The sequence below is a fragment of the Cobetia sp. 2AS genome, assembly GCF_029846355.1.
GTDB lineage: Bacteria > Pseudomonadota > Gammaproteobacteria > Pseudomonadales > Halomonadaceae > Cobetia > Cobetia amphilecti.
Genome location: NZ_JARWKQ010000001.1, coordinates 1,048,724 through 1,064,292, shown reverse-complemented (window position 1 = coordinate 1,064,292; position 15,569 = coordinate 1,048,724). Strand labels below are relative to the sequence as shown.

Sequence of the window (15,569 nt, the reverse complement as noted above, 5' to 3'; positions counted from 1 at the left end):
TCATCGGCCGTCACCCAAGGGAGGAAGCGCAGTCATGAATACCCAAGCGACACCCACCGCGAGCGCGGACGAGACACTCGCACAGCCCACCGCCGCCGTGATCGATGGCAAGGCCGCCTCGGCGCGACTGCTCAAGAAAGTCACGGCAGAGGTCGCAAGCCTCGCGCAACAGGGCGTGATACCGGGGCTTGCCGTCGTGCTGGTCGGCGAAGACCCGGCAAGCCAGGTGTATGTGCGCAACAAGCTCAAGCGCACCGTCGAGTGTGGCATGCAGTCCTTCGAGCACGTGCTGCCCAGCGAGACCCGCGAAGCCGAGCTGCTGGCCCTCGTCGCCAGACTCAATGCAGACCCCGAGGTGCATGGCATCCTCGTCCAGCTACCGCTGCCGGCGCATATCCAGGAAGACGCGGTGCTGGAGGCCATCGACCCCGCCAAGGACGTCGACGGCTTCCATCGCATGAACGTCGGGGCGCTGGTGCAGGGCGCCGATGCCCTGGCGCCCTGCACGCCCACCGGCTGCATGCGCCTGTTGCGTGACACCTTTGCCGAGCGCGGCGGTGGCCTTTCCGGGCTGCACGCGGTGATCATCGGCCGCTCCAACATCGTCGGCAAGCCGATGGCCAGTCTGCTGCTGGCCGCCAACTGCAGCGTCACCCAGCTGCACTCGCGCAGCCAGAATCCCGCCGAACTCTGTCGCCAGGCCGATATCGTGGTGGCCGCGGTCGGGCGCCCGAACATGATCAGCGCCGACTGGATCAAGCCCGGCGCCGTGGTCATCGATGTGGGCATCAATCGCATCGCGCAGTCCGCCGAGCAAAGCCCCACCGGCAAGGCACGCACCCGCCTGGTCGGGGACGTGGACTTCGCTGCGGTCAGCAAGGTCGCCGGCGCCATCACGCCTGTCCCGGGGGGCGTCGGCCCGATGACCATCGCCTGCCTGCTCGCCAACACCCTGACTGCCGCGCGTCGCCAGTCGGCCTGAACCACTAGAGGTACGTTTGCGCGTACCGGGAGTCACCGATGCCCTTTTCCCTGCTCAAGTACGGCCTGTCCTCCGAGTATCCGGCCGAAGTCGACCTCCCCCCGCCCACGGAGCTGAAGTCCCGCTACGACGTGGTCATCATCGGCGGCGGCGGGCACGGCCTGGCCACCGCCTACTATCTGGCCAAGTATCACGGCATCACCAATATCGCCGTGCTGGAGAAGGCCTACCTGGGCAGTGGCAACACCGCGCGCAACACCGCGGTGATTCGCTCCAACTATCTGACGCCGGAAGGCGTGCGCTTCTACAGCGAATCGGTGCGCATGTTCCAGGGACTGTCCAACGAGTTCGACTACAACATCATGTACTCGGAACGCGGCCAGCTGACCCTCGCGCACACCGATTCCACCGTGCGCGCCTTCCGCCAGCGCGCCGAGGTCAACACCCACTTCGGCGGGCGCACCGAGATGCTGGATCGCCAGCAGATCCGCGAGCTGGTACCGACCCTGAATCTGGACCCCGGCCACCTGCCGGTCATGGCGGGCCTGTGGCACATCGATGGCGCCACCGCGCGGCATGATGCGGTCGCCTGGGGTTACGCCAAGGAAGCCGCCAAGCGCGGCGTCGAGATCCACCAGCTCACCGAGGTGCAGGACCTGGTAGTCGAAGGCGGCAAGATCCGCGCCGTGAAGACCAATCGCGGCACCGTGCAGTGCGGCTGCGTGGTGCAGGCGGTGGCCGGGCATAGCTCGGTACTCGCCAGAAAGGCCGGTTTCACCATGCCCATCATCAGCTACCCGTTGCAGGCGATGGTCACCCAGCCGTTCAAACCGTTCCTCGATCCACTCGTCAGCTCCTCGGCCCTGCACTGCTACGTGCAGCAAACCAGCCGTGGCGAGGTGGTGTTCGGCGGTGGCTCCGACCCCTACCCGCTCTACAACACCCGCTCGACGCTGGACCTCAAGGAAAGCCTGATCGCCGCAGCGCTGGAGATGTTCCCCTTCCTGTCCCAGGCCCGCCTGATGCGCCAATGGGCGGGCACGACCGACATGACGCCGGACTACAGCCCGATCATGGGCGAGAGTCCCGTCGAGAATTACTACCTGGATGCCGGCTGGGGCACCTGGGGCTTCAAGGCGACGCCGATCTGCGGCAAGACCATGGCCGAGCTGGTCGCCTCCGGCGGCAAGACTCCGGACCTGATTGCCCCTTTCGCGCTGGAACGCTTCGCACGCTTCCGTCAGGTCAACGAGATGGGCGCGACTGCCGCCAGCCACTGATGCCTCGCGACGGCTCGCAGCGGCTCGACCTACAAGGCTCGACCGACAAGGCTCGATGACTGCCCGGGTATGCGCACCCCACGCTGGATGTACAAGAACAACGGTCAAGGATTTCCGCGATGAAGATCATGCCCTGCCCACTCAATGGGCCCCGAAATATCAGCGAATTCGTGTATGGCGGCGAGCTTGCCGACATGCCAGACCCCGATACCTGCAGTGATCGCGAGTGGGCCGACTACGTCTTCTTCAGCGACAACACCGCCGGTGTCGTCACCGAATGGTGGATGCACGCGGCCTCCAGCTACTGGTTCCTCGCCGAGCGTCACACCGTGACCGACGAGATCCTGCGCACCTTCGACCCCTCCGAGCGCTTCACCCAGCGCGTGGAGTTCCCACTGCACACCACGGATAGCTCGGGAGAACGCGCATGAACGCCAGAGTCCCCATGACCCGAGGCGCACGTCTGCCGGCCCCGATGGGCCGACTGATCGACCGTGACACGCCCGTGACCTTCAGCTTCGACGGCAAGAGCTACCAGGGCGTTGCCGGCGACACCATCGCCAGTGCCCTGGCCGCCAATGGCCGCTGGCTGCTGTCGCGCTCCTTCAAGTATCACCGCCCGCGTGGCGCCCTGACCTTCGCCGGCCAGGATGCCAACACCCTGGTGCAATTGCCGGATGAGCCCAACGTGCTGGGCGATGAGCGCCAGATCAGCCAGGGGCTTGAAGTCACCGCCCAGAACGTCTCTGGCAGCCTGGACAACGACCGCGACATGCGGCTGGGCAAGTTCTCGAAATTCATGCCGGTGGGCTTCTATTACCGCGCCTTCTACAAGCCCAAGGGCGTCTGGAAGTACTGGGAGCCGCTGATTCGCCGCAAGGCCGGGCTCGGCACGCTGAATCTGGACGTGCGCGGCGACTATCACGACAAGGCCTATCTGTTCCACGACGTGGTGGTGGTAGGCGCCGGCCCGGCCGGCATGACGGCCGCGCTTGAGGCGGCCGAGGGTGGCGCGAGCGTGCTGCTAGTCGAACAGGGCCGTCTGCTCGGCGGCGCCTTGACCTACGCACGCTTCGATGCCGAAGGACATGAGGCCAGCCAGACGCTTGAGCGTCTCGGCGCGGCCGTCACGGCGCATCCGCGCATCGACGTGATGACCGAGGCGACCTGCAATGCCTGGTTCACGGACAACTACCTGCCGGTGATCCGCGGCAAGCGCCTCTACAAGGTGCGGGCCAAGGAGTGCATTCTCGCCAGCGGTGCCTTCGACCAGCCGGTGGTATTTCGCAACAACGACCTGCCGGGCATCATGCTCGCCAGTGCCGCCCAGCGCCTGATGCAGCACTATGGCGTGTTGCCGGGCAAGCAAGGGGTGGTGATCACCGGCAGCGATGATGGCTATCTGGCGGCGCTGGACCTGATGGAGCACGGCGTCAACATCGTCGCCCTGCTCGACATGCGCGCCCAGCCGGATGATGAAAGTCTGGCCGATGCCGTCCGTCACTGTGGCATCGCCTTGAAGCTCGAGCACGCCATCTATGAAGCGCAGGCGGAGAAGTCGCTGCATCACGTCACGGGCGTCGAGGTACGCAGGATCGTCGCGCGCGGCGAACTGGCTGACGAAGGGGATGTGATCCCCTGTGATCTGGTCTGCATGACGGCGGGCTACATGCCGGTCTATCAGCTGGCTTGCCAGGCGGGTGCCAAGCTCTCCTATCTGGATGACGATGCACGCTTCAGCCTCAGCGGCCTGCCGGCACACCTGCACATGGCGGGCTCCGCCAATGGCCTCTATCACCTCAAGGACGTGATGGCCGATGGCCAGCGTGCCGCCAGGTCTGCACTGGCCGGGCTGGCCGCCGCAGGCAAGATCGTGGATGTCACGCCTGAGGCGAGTGAGCCGGCGGCCATCACGCCGTCACGCCCCTTCCGTCAGCATGGCTGGCCGCTGTTCGCGCACCCCAAGGGCAAGGAATTCGTCGATCTGGATGAAGACCTGCAGATTCGCGACATCCTCAATGCCACCCGCCACGGCTATCGCGACATCCAGCTGGTCAAGCGCTTCTCGACGCTGGGCATGGGCCCGTCCCAGGGCCGTCATTCGGCACTGCCGGCCGCGCGTCTGGTCGCCGAAGCCACCCAGCGCACCGTCAGCGAGACCGGCGTGACCACCGCGCGCCCGCCCTTCGTGGCCGAACCGCTGCCGTTGCTGGCCGGTCGGAGTTTCGACCCCTACCGCCAGACACCGATGCATCAGCGCCACCTGGATCTGGGCGCCACCATGATGCCGGCCGGCCACTGGGCGCGCCCGGCCTTCTATGGCCGCCCGGAGGAGCGCAATGACGCCATGCAGAACGAGGCACTGGCCGTGCGCAATGGCGTGGGCCTGATCGATGTCTCGACCTTGGGGGGCATCGAGCTGCGCGGGCCGGACGCCGCCGAACTGCTCAACCGTCTCTATACCTTCGCCTTCCTCAAGCAGCCGGTGGGGCGCACGCGTTACGCCACCATGGCCAACGAGCAAGGCGTGATCATCGATGACGGCGTGTCGTGTCGCCTCGGCGAGGAACATTTCTATGTCACCGCCACCACCAGCGGCGTGGACCGGGTCTACCAGCAGATGCTGAAGTGGAATGCCCAGTGGCGGCTGGATGTCGATATCACCAACGTCACCACGGCCTGGTGCGCCGTCAATCTGGCCGGCCCCCGAGCCCGCGAGGTGCTGAGCAAGGTGTGCCGCGATATCGACCTGAGCCCCCAGGCCTTCCCCTATCTGGAACTGCGCACCGGCTACATCGAGACAGAACTGCTGGGCACCACCGGCAGCATACCGGCACGCCTGCTGCGGGTCGGCTTCGTCGGTGAGCTGGGCTACGAGATCCATGTGCCGAGCCGTTTCGGCGAAGCGCTGTGGGACCTGCTGATGCTGGCAGGCGAGCAGGCCGATATCCGCCCCTTCGGTGTCGAGGCCCAGCGTCTGCTGCGTCTGGAGAAAGGCCATATCATCATCGGTCAGGACACCGATGGCATGAGCCATCCCGGTGAGATCGGCCTTGAGTGGGCGGTCAGCCACAAGAAGCCCTTCTGTGTCGGACGGCGGGCGATCGAGATCCTTGCCGCCCAGCCCAAGACCCGCAAGCTGGTCGGCTTCATGCTGCCCAAGGACAGCCCGCAACCGCTGGAAGGTCAGCTGGTGCTAAGCGGAGGTGAGCAGAGCGCAGACGCCGCCAAGCCCGGCGGCGACATCACCGGCAACGTGACCTCGTGCGAGTACAGCGCGACGCTGGGTGCCATCATCGGCCTGGCCTACGCCGGACTCGACAGCAGCACGCCCGGCAGCAAGATCACCATCCGCACGCAGGGCGACGTACTGGTCCAGGCCGACGTCGTCGCATTGCCCTTCTTCGATCCCGAGTCTGCCCGCCAGGAGCTGTGAGATGACGACAACCATGACGTACACGCTGGGCGGCGCCCTCCCGCTTGCACGCTGTCCACTGCCCGAGAGCCTGGTCAGCCCGATGACGACCGCGACGGCAGATGTCTCGACGGCGGCCCTCGGCCACTGTGCGCTCGCCGACATGAGCGCTCTGGGACGCGCAGGCGTGCGCGGCCGCGATGCTGCCGATTGGCTGGCCGCGCTGGGCTTCACGGTGCCGGGCACGCCCAATGCGGCAACGCTTCAGTCAGATGGCAGCTGGCTGGTCAGGCTGTCAGTGGGGGAGTTTCTGCACCTGGCGCCGGCCATCAGCCCACAGGCGGGCGTGGCCGAGCTGCCGCTCATCGCACAGGCGGATGAAGCGCTGGCCCAGGGCATGCGCGTGCACTCCCTGCCACGGCGTGATTCCCACGCCTGGTTCAGCCTGAGTGGCAGCACCCTGCCCGCCCTGATGGCCAAGCTGTGCGGGGTGGATCTGCGCGGCGAAGCCTTCCCGCCGGGAAGCGTCGCCCAGACCTCGGTGGCACGCACCAATGCCATCATCATCAATGCGGGTAGCCTTGCGTGTCCCTGCTTCCACCTGCTGTTCGACATCGCCTCCAGCCACTATCTATGGGGCGTCATGCTCGATGCCATGCGCGAATACTCCGGCGAGAAAGTGACAGCCGCTGCCCTGCTGGCCCATCATCACGGCTAGCGATTGCGGCGCGACATCGGTATCCGCCCGCGGATGCCTCTCGCTTTATCACCCGCTCCCCGTCGCTGCCTGACCCACAGGCCGCGACGGGGACGCTGCGTTTCGCCAACCGCCTGTCGTACGTTGCCAAAGGATCCAGGTATGTCCGATTCCCAAGTGTCGCTTTCCAGCGGGCAAGATGTCGCGAGCGCCCCGACAGCACTTTCCTCGCTCGCGGCATCACGCGAGAACGATTACACCGTGCCGGCGCTGTTTCGCGGGCTGAGAATCCTCGAGATGTTCAGTAGCAGTCGCAAGGTGCTGACCACCAACGACTTCGCCGAGGAGCTGGGCACCAGCAACTCGGCCATCTACCGCATCGTCATCACTCTCACCGACATGGGCTATCTCAAGAAGATCGCCCGCAATACCTATGAACTGGGGCCACAGGTCATCTCGTTGGGCTTCAGCTATCTGGCCAGTCGTGACCTGGTCGAGGTGGTGGCACCCCACCTGGACACCCTGCGCGACCAGACCACCATGTCGTGCCACTTGAGCGTTCGCGAGGGCACGGACGCCATCTATCTCTACCGCGCCTTCGCCGCACAGCGCATGTCGGTCAACATCCCCATCGGTTCCCGTCTGCCGTGCCATGTCAGCGCCATGGGGCGCATTCTGCTCACGGTACTGGGCGAGGATGAACTGCAGCAGCTCTACCGCCAGATTCGCCTGGATGACTACCCACCGCCGGCGCCCCAGAATCTGCCTGCCCTGAAGGATGCCATCGAGGAAGCTCGCCGCCAGGGATGGGTGGAGAGTCGCTCCGACTACGCCACCGCCATCGCCACGGGACTGTATGACCACACCGGTCATCTGGTCGGCGCCATCAATATCTCGGGCCCTGATGCGATGATGGCCGATGAGCGCCGCCGCCTGCTGTTGCGCGGTGCGCTGATGGACTGCGCCCGCCATATCAATCATGAGCTGGGTGGCCTGCACCGCCGCTGACGCCGTGTCCGTCTGATCGCGGCTTGTTCATCCAGGGGCCTTCATCATCTCTCTTGTTTCCGCCTGCTTTTCCTATCCTTTCCCCACCTTTCCCCCGCCATTCACCCTCCGTTCGCCCTCCGTTCGCCCTCCGTTCGCCCTCCGTTCGCCCTGGAACACGAGAAGGCCCGCCAATTGGCGGGCCTTCTCGTATCAGATGCTGGCGGGGCGCATCACGCTCTGGGTCATCAAATTCTGCGCCTCTGAATCATCAGACCCTGAGACTCCAGCACCTGGGGTGCGGGTTCAACGCGTCGCCCCCTTGAGTACCGCAGCCGAGGCCGCTGTGCTCGCCTTGCCGGCGTGCCCGGATACATTGCCTTCCCCCTGTGACGGCGAGGACATGTTGACGAATTCCGGGTAGGCACCCATGCCGCATTCGTGCATGTCCATGCCTTCCAGTTCTTCTTCCTCGCTGACACGCAGGCCACCACAGACCTTCTTGATCACCAGCAGCGCCACGAAGCTTGCGCCGAACATCCAGGCGAAGATGATCAGCGTGCCCAGGATCTGGGTGCCGAAATCCGCCTCCGGATTGGAGAACAGCACCGCCATGATGCCCCACAGGCCTGCGGAACCATGCACGGAAATCGCGCCGACCGGGTCATCGATCTTGAGGCGATCAAGCCCCACCACCGACAGCACCACGATGATGCCGCCCACCGCGCCGACCAGCACCGCAAGGCCGGCAGACGGCAGCAGCGGTTCCGCGGTGATCGAGACCAGACCGGCCAAGGCACCGTTCATCACCATGGTCATGTCGGTCTTGCCGAACATGGCGCGTGACAGCAGCGCCGCGGCCACCATGCCCGCAGAGGCCGCGGCATTGGTGTTGACGAAGATACGCGCCACGCTGTTGGCATCATCGAGACTGGCGATCTTGAGCATCGAACCGCCATTGAAGCCGAACCAGCCCATCCACAGGATGAACATGCCCAGCATGGCGATCGGCAAATTGGCGCCCGGGATGGCACGTACCTTGCCGTCCGCGCCATAGCGCCCCTTGCGCGGACCAACCAGCAATACCGCCGCCAATGCCGCCGCCGCGCCCGCCATGTGCACGACCACCGAGCCCGCGAAGTCCTGATAGCCCATCGCATCCAGGAAACCGCCGCCCCACTTCCAGTAGCCTTCCACCGGATAGATGACCGCGACCATCACCACCGCGAAGATCAGGAACGGCCACAGGCGCATGCGCTCTGCCACGGCCCCCGAGACGATGGACATGGTCGCGGCGGCAAACACCGCCTGGAAGATGAAGTCCGCCATGCTGGAGTAATAGGCGGCGCCTTCGCCAGCACTGATGTCGCTGAGGCTATTGTCAGCACCGAGCATGAACGACAGCCCCGGAATCACGCTGCTGATGGCGTTGTCACCGGGATACATCACGTTGTAGCCCACCACCAGGAACACCAGACAGGCGATGCCGTAGAGCAGCGCATTCTTGGTCAGGATCTCGACGGTATTCTTGGAGCGTACCAGCCCGGATTCCAGCATCGCGAAGCCGCAGGCCATGAACATGACCAGCGCGGTACACATCAGGAAGTAGAACGTATCCAGCGCGTAGCTGAGTTGCAGCACATCGATATTCACCAGCGTTTCCCCTTTGTTGTTATCCGCAAGCGCTATGGTCAGTGGCTTGCGATCCATTCCCTGTCACGCCCTCGGCGCCGAGAGTTGTTTGCCGAGAGCTCTTTATCAGGAGCTCTCTTATCAGGAGCTGTTTGCCAGAAGCTATTTGCCAGAAGCAGCTTGCCGAGAGCGGGGTCTAGACCGCTGCCTGCGCCGTCGCTTCGGTGTTGGTCGCGACACTCGCCTCGCGGACTTCCAGCCACTCGAGCACGCTGGGCAGATAACGCGTCAGTCCCTTGTAGTCGATCAGCTCCGGCGGCAGGGTCTTCAGCACCTTCAACAGGCGCGTCTGCCAGACCGGGTTGGTACACAGGTCTTCCAGGCTGATCAGATAGGTGCGGATACCGAAGAACAGCGCATGACTGCGCGGCATGCGCACCAGCGTCTGCAGCTCGACCCGCAGATGCACATCACGGCCGGCGTTTTCCGGCGTGATGGTGGTGCGATCACTGCCCCACTCGGCGTAGGTCTCCGGGGAGCTGTCCATGCGCGGATGGATGGTCATGGTCCAGTTCAGGCGCCGCACCGGCCCGCCGACCTGGATGGCACACAGGTATTTGAGTGCGCGATCGAACACGCCCATCTCATGCGCCAGCGGCACCGGGCCATGCCACTGCTTGAAGCTCATGCCGGCATCGAAGGCCAGTGACCAGTCCGCCGGACAGGTGATCATGCCGGCATCCATGAACAGGTCACCGTCGCGCTGGTCGAGCAGCGCGATATCGCCCTGCATCTGACGGCCGATATAGTCCAGCGGTGGCAATGGCAGGCTGGCGTCATCACCCATGCAAAAGGCCTGCTCCAGCCCCAGCAGATGGTTGCGCCAAACGCAGTCATCGCCGTCGCGCTCGAAACTGAAGGCCTCGGGATAGTCCCTGGCGTAATGCGTCATCACGAATTCCAGGAAGTCCCAGGCGGCCGGCTGCATGTGCGGCATCACCAGGCAGCGCCTGGGGTCCTTGGCCAGCACCCGCTCACGCTCGGCGATCTCGCTCAGATAGTGCTCATCGATATCCAGCATGTGCTCGGTGATGGAACCCGGCTTGCCGGGCAAGGTATGCGGCTCGATATTGACCGAGTAACGGTACTCATCTTCCGGGAACGGGAAGGGAAAACGCTGGATGGCGTGATCGGAATTCTTGAAGGTGAACAGACCATGGAACGCCTGGTCATCTCGCGGGGAAAATTGCATGTTCCTGCTCCTTGGGGGTCCATCTCGCGAAAGACGTATTCAGAGATCCAGCACCAGCCGCTGGCTGCGTGCCCGGGAAACGCAGGGCATCACGCAGCGCTGACTGGCCCGCTCCTGTTCATCGAGGAAGGCGTCACGGTGCTCCGCCTCCCCCTCCAGCATGTCGACCCGACACTGCCCGCAGACGCCGCCACGACACAGGCTCGTCACCTCGACACCGCTGCGCTCCAGCGCTTCCAGCATCGACTCCTGGGCGCCGACCGCCACTTCGACGCCGCTGGTGCGCGCCACGGCCGTGAAGGGAGTCCCCGGTTCCGGGGCGGCAAAGACCTCGTGGTGGATGCGCGCGAGACTCCAGTGCAGCTCGCGTGCCGCTTCCTTCACGGCATCGATCATGGCCTGCGGGCCGCAGAGATAGACGTGCGTGCCGGCGGGCTGACGCGCCAGCAAGGCCTTCAGATTCGGGCGTTCGAGGCGATGCTGGGTGATGTTGCCACTCGCCAGATAGGGCGCGGCCTCCGGGAAGCGGGCGACGTCGAGGTCCTGGCTGCGCAGGTGCAGCTCCCAGCTGGCGCCACGCCGCTCAAGCTCCGGCAGGTAGGAGAGAAACGGCGTGATGCCGATGCCGCCTGCCAGCATCAGGTGATGGCGCGCCTGCCAGTGCGGCAGAAACAGGTTGGCCGGCGGGCTGAGTTCCAGCTCGTCGCCGACCTGCACGCGGGAATGGATGGCTTCGGAGCCACCACGCGAGACCGGCTGACGACGCACCGCGATGCAGTAATGCGAGGGATCATCCGGCGGGCTGATCAATGAGTAGGCGTTGCGACACACCCGCCCCTCTCCCGGAATGCCCAGCACCACATGACTGCCCGGCGAGAACGGCGTGAAGGGGGAAGCCTCATCGGCAGGCACCAGAGTGAGACGGCGCACGCTGCTGCTGAGCTGATCGACCGCGGTGACCCGCGCCTTCATGAAGCGAGACATGGTGCCACCTCCTCCTGTGGGGGAATCTCTCCCGGGGCTTCCGCATCGATTCGCACGCCCATGTAGGCGCCGAGACGCTTGGAAAAATGATCACGCACTTCCAGCATCAAACCGCAGCCATCACAGGCTGCCGGCGAGTGGATGACATGCTCACTGACCTGCTGACAGTGCACGCAGAACACATGCCGCCCCAGGGCAGCGACCGGCAACATCACCATGTCATCCAGCAGCAGCCCCTGCTGCTGAGCCAGATTGGCGACCTGCCACACGAAATGCTCACTGCCGATGATGACCAGACACCCCGCGACACCGATCTCGCTGATGGCGCCGACCAGTGCGTCGCAGGCCTTCGGGCGGTCATCGACGTCATACCAGCGATGCAGGCGGGCGTTGTCGGCGGGCCCCGTGGGCAACGCCTCTGTTGCCGGGGCGGATTGCACGGCGCCTCCCACCTCGTGGCAGCCGAGCTGATCGAGCAGCGTACTGATCAGCTGACAATGCATCTGCAGCTGCTGACGGGCGTTGCCCGCCGCCTCACCAGTGCCTGGCAGGCTCTCGGGAGACTGGCACGCCACCAGATAGCGTTGGGCATCGGGCAGCGCCTCGATGCGTGGATAGTGTTGCCGACTTCGAATCCCGGCAGTGACAGAGGATGATTGCGGGCTTTTCATGACACGACCCTGCTCTGAGAAATTGTCCTTGTTGTAATGCCGCCGTCTTGACGATGACGTGCATCCGACTACCACTCCATTTCTTGAGCATATTTCGTGCCATTGACGGCAAAATCATTGCCCCACATGCTCGGCAAAATCGTCTGAAATCCCCACTTCACATATGAACAATCAATGAAGGTATTCACGCACCAAAACAGAACACAAAGCTCATGAATATCGGCTTGCATTCACCATTATTGCCCTGACCCAATCTCACCTCATAAGCCAATTGCTACGCTTGACATATTTCTCATTGAATATCTTCAAGACCCTGAAAGAATGGAAAAACTCTGCCTTGAGAAAATCACGACCCCTCCATCGACACGACACCATGTGTATCTCAATCATCAGCATTATGACGCGCTTTCGCTTGCATGATATCGGCCGGATTCCATGGTTGGACTCAGCACAAAAGAAAGCGCCTCACCGAAGGGGTGAGGCGCTCTAATGACTCGATGGAATCAGGTCAAATCTTTCTACATCAACCGGAGCAGAGTTCTTGTCACTGCGACAGCTTGCCAGGACAACATTGCGGCGAGCTTGCTGACAAAAGTCTCTGCACCTTTGCCATGACAATCATGCGCAATGGCACACTCACAAGAGAGATCGTGCCATCAGTAACCGCCCTGTCCCGGCACCCAGTTGGTGCCCGCCAACGGAACACGTGCCATGGCGGCCGCTTCCACATTCAGGGCGACCAGGTCTTCCGGTTCCAGATGATGCAGGTGTGACTTGCCACAGGCACGTGCCAGGGTCTGGGCTTCCAGCGTCAGCACGCGCAGGTAGTTGGCCAGACGCTTGCCGGCTGCGACCGGGTCCAGTCGCTGGCTCAGCTCCGGGTCCTGGGTGGAGATACCGGCCGGACACTTGCCATCCTGGAAGTCGTCATAGAAACCGGCGGCGGACCCCAGCTTATGATACTCATCGGCATAGCGCGGATGGTTGTCACCCAGCGCAATCAAGGCGGCGGTACCGATGGCCACGGCGTCGGCACCCAGCGCGATCGCCTTGGCCACATCGGCGCCGTTGCGAATCCCGCCGGAGACGATCAGCTGGACCTCACGGTGCAGGCCCATCTCCTGCAGTGCCTGAGTGGCCTGGGGGATGGCGGCCATGGTCGGGATGCCGACGTGTTCGATGAAGACATCCTGGGTGGCGGCGGTGCCGCCCTGCATTCCATCCAGCACGATGACATCCGCGCCCGCCTTCACCGCCAGCTTGACGTCGTAGTAGGTGCGGGTCGCGCCGATCTTGACGTAGATCGGCACCTGCCAGTCGGTGATCTCACGCAGTTCGGCAATCTTGATCGCCAGGTCATCCGGGCCGGTCCAGTCCGGGTGGCGACAGGCGCTGCGCTGGTCGATGCCCTGCGGCAGCGTACGCATGCCCGCGACCCGCTCGGAAATCTTCTGGCCCAGCAGCATACCGCCACCGCCGGGCTTGGCGCCCTGGCCGAGCACGACTTCAATGGCGTCGGCCTTGCGCAGGTCGTCCGGGTTCATGCCATAACGTGACGGCAGATACTGATAGACGAGGCGCGAGGACTGGCCGCGCTCTTCCGGGGTCATGCCGCCATCGCCGGTGGTGGTGGAGGTGCCGATTTCCGAGGCACCACGCCCCAGCGCTTCCTTGGCCTGAGCGGACAGGGCACCGAAGCTCATGCCGGCGATGGTCACCGGCGTGCTGATCACGACCGGCTTCCTGGCATGGCGCGTGCCGAGCACGACTTCGGTCTCGCACTTCTCGCGATAGCCTTCCAGTGGATAGCGCGACATGCTGGCGCCGAGGAACAGCAGGTCATCGAAATGCGGCACCTTGCGCTTGGCGCCCCAGCCACGGATATCGTAGATTCCCGTCTCCGCCGCCCGTTGGATCTCATGGATGACATCGCGGCCGAAGGTCGCAGATTCCCGCAGTGCCGGGTTGTAGGGCTGTGTTTGAGTCTCGTCGGTCATGTTGAGCATCCTGATCAGTAGGCTGAGGCGTTGTCGACCTTGAAGTGATAGAGCTGACGCGCAGATCCATAACGCGTGAAGCTGGCCGGGTCTTCATCGATTCCGGCACTCGCCAGCAACTCCGCCAGTTCTTCCAGGTGCTCGGCACGCATGTCCTTGGCGATGCAGTCCGCGCCCAGCGATGCGACCGTGCCCTTCACGTAGATTCGCGCTTCATAGAGCGAATCGCCGAGACCTTCACCGGCGTCGCCGCAGACCACCATGCGGCCCGCCTGGCCCATGAAGGCACTCATGGCCCCGATGTTGCCCTTGACGACGATATCCACGCCCTTCATCGAGATGCCGCAGCGCGCCGAGGCGTTGCCTTCGATGATCAGCAGGCCGCCGTGGGCGGTCGCGCCCGCGGACTGGGAAGCATCGCCCTTGACCCGCACGCAGCCGGACATCATGTTTTCCGCCACCCCGACCCCGGTGTTGCCGTGGATGGTGACGCTGGCCTTCTGGTTCATGCCCGCGCAGTAGTAGCCCGCATGGCCATCGATATCGACACTGATGTCGTCATTGATGCCGCAGGCGATGTTGTGGGCGCCGTCGGAATTGACCACTCGCCACTCACGCGCGTCCTTCAGGGTGTCGGCATCGTGCAGGGCCTGGTTCAATTCGCGCAGCCCTTCAACGGCCAGATCGTGTGTCTTCATCATTACGCGGCCTCCGAACGGGCGGTGTCTTTTTCCCACAGATACAGGCGGCCGGGTTCCGGCTCCCACACGCGGGCATCCTTGATGCCCGGCAGACTGGCCAGGGCACGGTATTCCGAGGCCATGGCCACGTAGTCATCGGTCTCGGCGATCACGGCTGGCTTGCAGGCGATCGGGTCACGTACCACGGCGAAGCCATCACGCGTGCCGATGGTGAAGGTGAAGAAGCCATCAAGGTCCTTCAGGGCGCCGGTGATCGCGGCTTCCAGGCTGTCGCCCTGCTCCAGACGCCAGGTCAGGTAGCCGGCGGCGACTTCGGAATCGTTGTCGGTCTCGAAGCTGATGCCCTCACGCTTGAGCTTGGTGCGCAGCCAGTTGTGGTTGGACAGCGAGCCGTTGTGGACCAGGCACAGATCACGCCCGGTGGAGAACGGGTGGCTGCCCTGCAGGGTCACGGCGCTTTCGGTCGCCATGCGGGTATGGCCGATGATGTGGCTGCCCTGCATGCCCTTGAGGCCATAGAGGCTGGCGATATGAGCCGGCAGGCCCACCGCCTTGAGGATCTCGATGCTCTGCCCCACGCTCAGCACGCGAATCTGCGGGGCGCTGTCGGCAAGCCAGCTGCGCACGGCACTTTCTTCTCCGGCGATCTTGAATACCGCGACACTGGCATTGCTGAACCAGTCCGCCACCGTGCCGACCTGCTCGCCCAGGCCCTTGGCGATCGCCTCCCAATCCTCATCGGCACCATCGCTTTGCAGCGTCAGCTTGATGCCAGCGTCAAATTCGTCGCCATAGATGGCGAAGCCGGCGCTGTCCGGGCCGCGATCGGTCATCGCGATCAACATCGGCTCGAACAGCTCCCCCAGGCGCGATTCCAGCGCCGGGTTCTTGAGATAAAGCCCTACGATTCCACACATGGTGATGTCCTCTCACGGGCAGGAGGCGTCTCCTGCCTGATGTCTTGAACGTGG

General features: G+C 64.1%; 13 protein-coding genes. 6 read left to right on the top strand and 7 right to left on the bottom strand.

The window, feature by feature from the left end; genetic code table 11:
- The first annotated feature begins 34 nt into the window (after window positions 1–34).
- The 6 genes from folD (at window position 35) to QD356_RS04470 (ending at window position 7,382) form a co-directional block, all read left to right on the top strand.
- Complete coding sequence (folD, locus tag QD356_RS04495; protein ID WP_192838124.1) at window positions 35–982, top strand: bifunctional methylenetetrahydrofolate dehydrogenase/methenyltetrahydrofolate cyclohydrolase FolD; 948 nt, start codon at window positions 35–37, stop codon at window positions 980–982.
- Between the two features lie 38 nt (window positions 983–1,020).
- On the top strand, window positions 1,021–2,262 hold the full coding sequence (locus QD356_RS04490; RefSeq protein ID WP_192838123.1) for an FAD-dependent oxidoreductase: 1,242 nt from the start codon (window positions 1,021–1,023) through the stop codon (window positions 2,260–2,262).
- A gap of 119 nt (window positions 2,263–2,381) precedes the next feature.
- A complete protein-coding gene (locus tag QD356_RS04485) occupies window positions 2,382–2,693 on the top strand; it encodes a sarcosine oxidase subunit delta (RefSeq protein WP_054555966.1) in 312 nt (103 codons plus the stop codon).
- Window positions 2,690–5,698 (top strand): 2Fe-2S iron-sulfur cluster-binding protein, encoded by a 3,009-nt coding sequence (locus QD356_RS04480; protein WP_225996414.1) that lies wholly within the window; start codon window positions 2,690–2,692, stop codon window positions 5,696–5,698. Before QD356_RS04485 ends, QD356_RS04480 begins: the two co-directional genes overlap by 4 nt.
- A gap of 1 nt (window position 5,699) precedes the next feature.
- Window positions 5,700–6,395 carry a hypothetical protein gene (locus QD356_RS04475; protein ID WP_225996413.1) on the top strand — a complete coding sequence of 232 codons (696 nt, stop codon included), beginning with the start codon at window positions 5,700–5,702 and terminating at the stop codon, window positions 6,393–6,395.
- Between the two features lie 141 nt (window positions 6,396–6,536).
- A complete protein-coding gene (locus QD356_RS04470) occupies window positions 6,537–7,382 on the top strand; it encodes an IclR family transcriptional regulator (protein ID WP_107334959.1) in 846 nt (281 codons plus the stop codon).
- A gap of 285 nt (window positions 7,383–7,667) precedes the next feature.
- On the opposite strand, the gene amt is transcribed toward QD356_RS04470, so the two are convergent.
- The 7 genes from amt to QD356_RS04435 form a co-directional block, all read right to left on the bottom strand.
- Window positions 7,668–9,014 (bottom strand): ammonium transporter, encoded by a 1,347-nt coding sequence (gene amt / locus QD356_RS04465; RefSeq protein ID WP_192838276.1) that lies wholly within the window; start codon window positions 9,012–9,014, stop codon window positions 7,668–7,670.
- A 175-nt stretch (window positions 9,015–9,189) separates the two neighbouring features.
- Window positions 9,190–10,245 (bottom strand): DUF3445 domain-containing protein, encoded by a 1,056-nt coding sequence (locus QD356_RS04460; protein ID WP_192838122.1) that lies wholly within the window; start codon window positions 10,243–10,245, stop codon window positions 9,190–9,192.
- 39 nt (window positions 10,246–10,284) lie between these two features.
- Window positions 10,285–11,229 carry a PDR/VanB family oxidoreductase gene (locus QD356_RS04455; RefSeq protein ID WP_192838121.1) on the bottom strand — a complete coding sequence of 315 codons (945 nt, stop codon included), beginning with the start codon at window positions 11,227–11,229 and terminating at the stop codon, window positions 10,285–10,287.
- Window positions 11,214–11,900, bottom strand: coding sequence for a dimethylamine monooxygenase subunit DmmA family protein (locus QD356_RS04450; RefSeq protein WP_192838120.1), 687 nt, complete (start codon window positions 11,898–11,900; stop codon window positions 11,214–11,216). The genes QD356_RS04455 and QD356_RS04450 overlap by 16 nt, the downstream gene beginning before the upstream one ends.
- A 656-nt stretch (window positions 11,901–12,556) precedes the next feature.
- Complete coding sequence (locus QD356_RS04445; RefSeq protein ID WP_192838119.1) at window positions 12,557–13,897, bottom strand: FMN-binding glutamate synthase family protein; 1,341 nt, start codon at window positions 13,895–13,897, stop codon at window positions 12,557–12,559.
- A gap of 14 nt (window positions 13,898–13,911) precedes the next feature.
- Window positions 13,912–14,598 carry a protein glxC gene (locus QD356_RS04440; RefSeq protein ID WP_225996411.1) on the bottom strand — a complete coding sequence of 229 codons (687 nt, stop codon included), beginning with the start codon at window positions 14,596–14,598 and terminating at the stop codon, window positions 13,912–13,914.
- Window positions 14,598–15,515 carry a glutamine amidotransferase family protein gene (locus QD356_RS04435; protein ID WP_054555958.1) on the bottom strand — a complete coding sequence of 306 codons (918 nt, stop codon included), beginning with the start codon at window positions 15,513–15,515 and terminating at the stop codon, window positions 14,598–14,600. Before QD356_RS04435 ends, QD356_RS04440 begins: the two co-directional genes overlap by 1 nt.
- Window positions 15,516–15,569 lie beyond the last annotated feature (54 nt).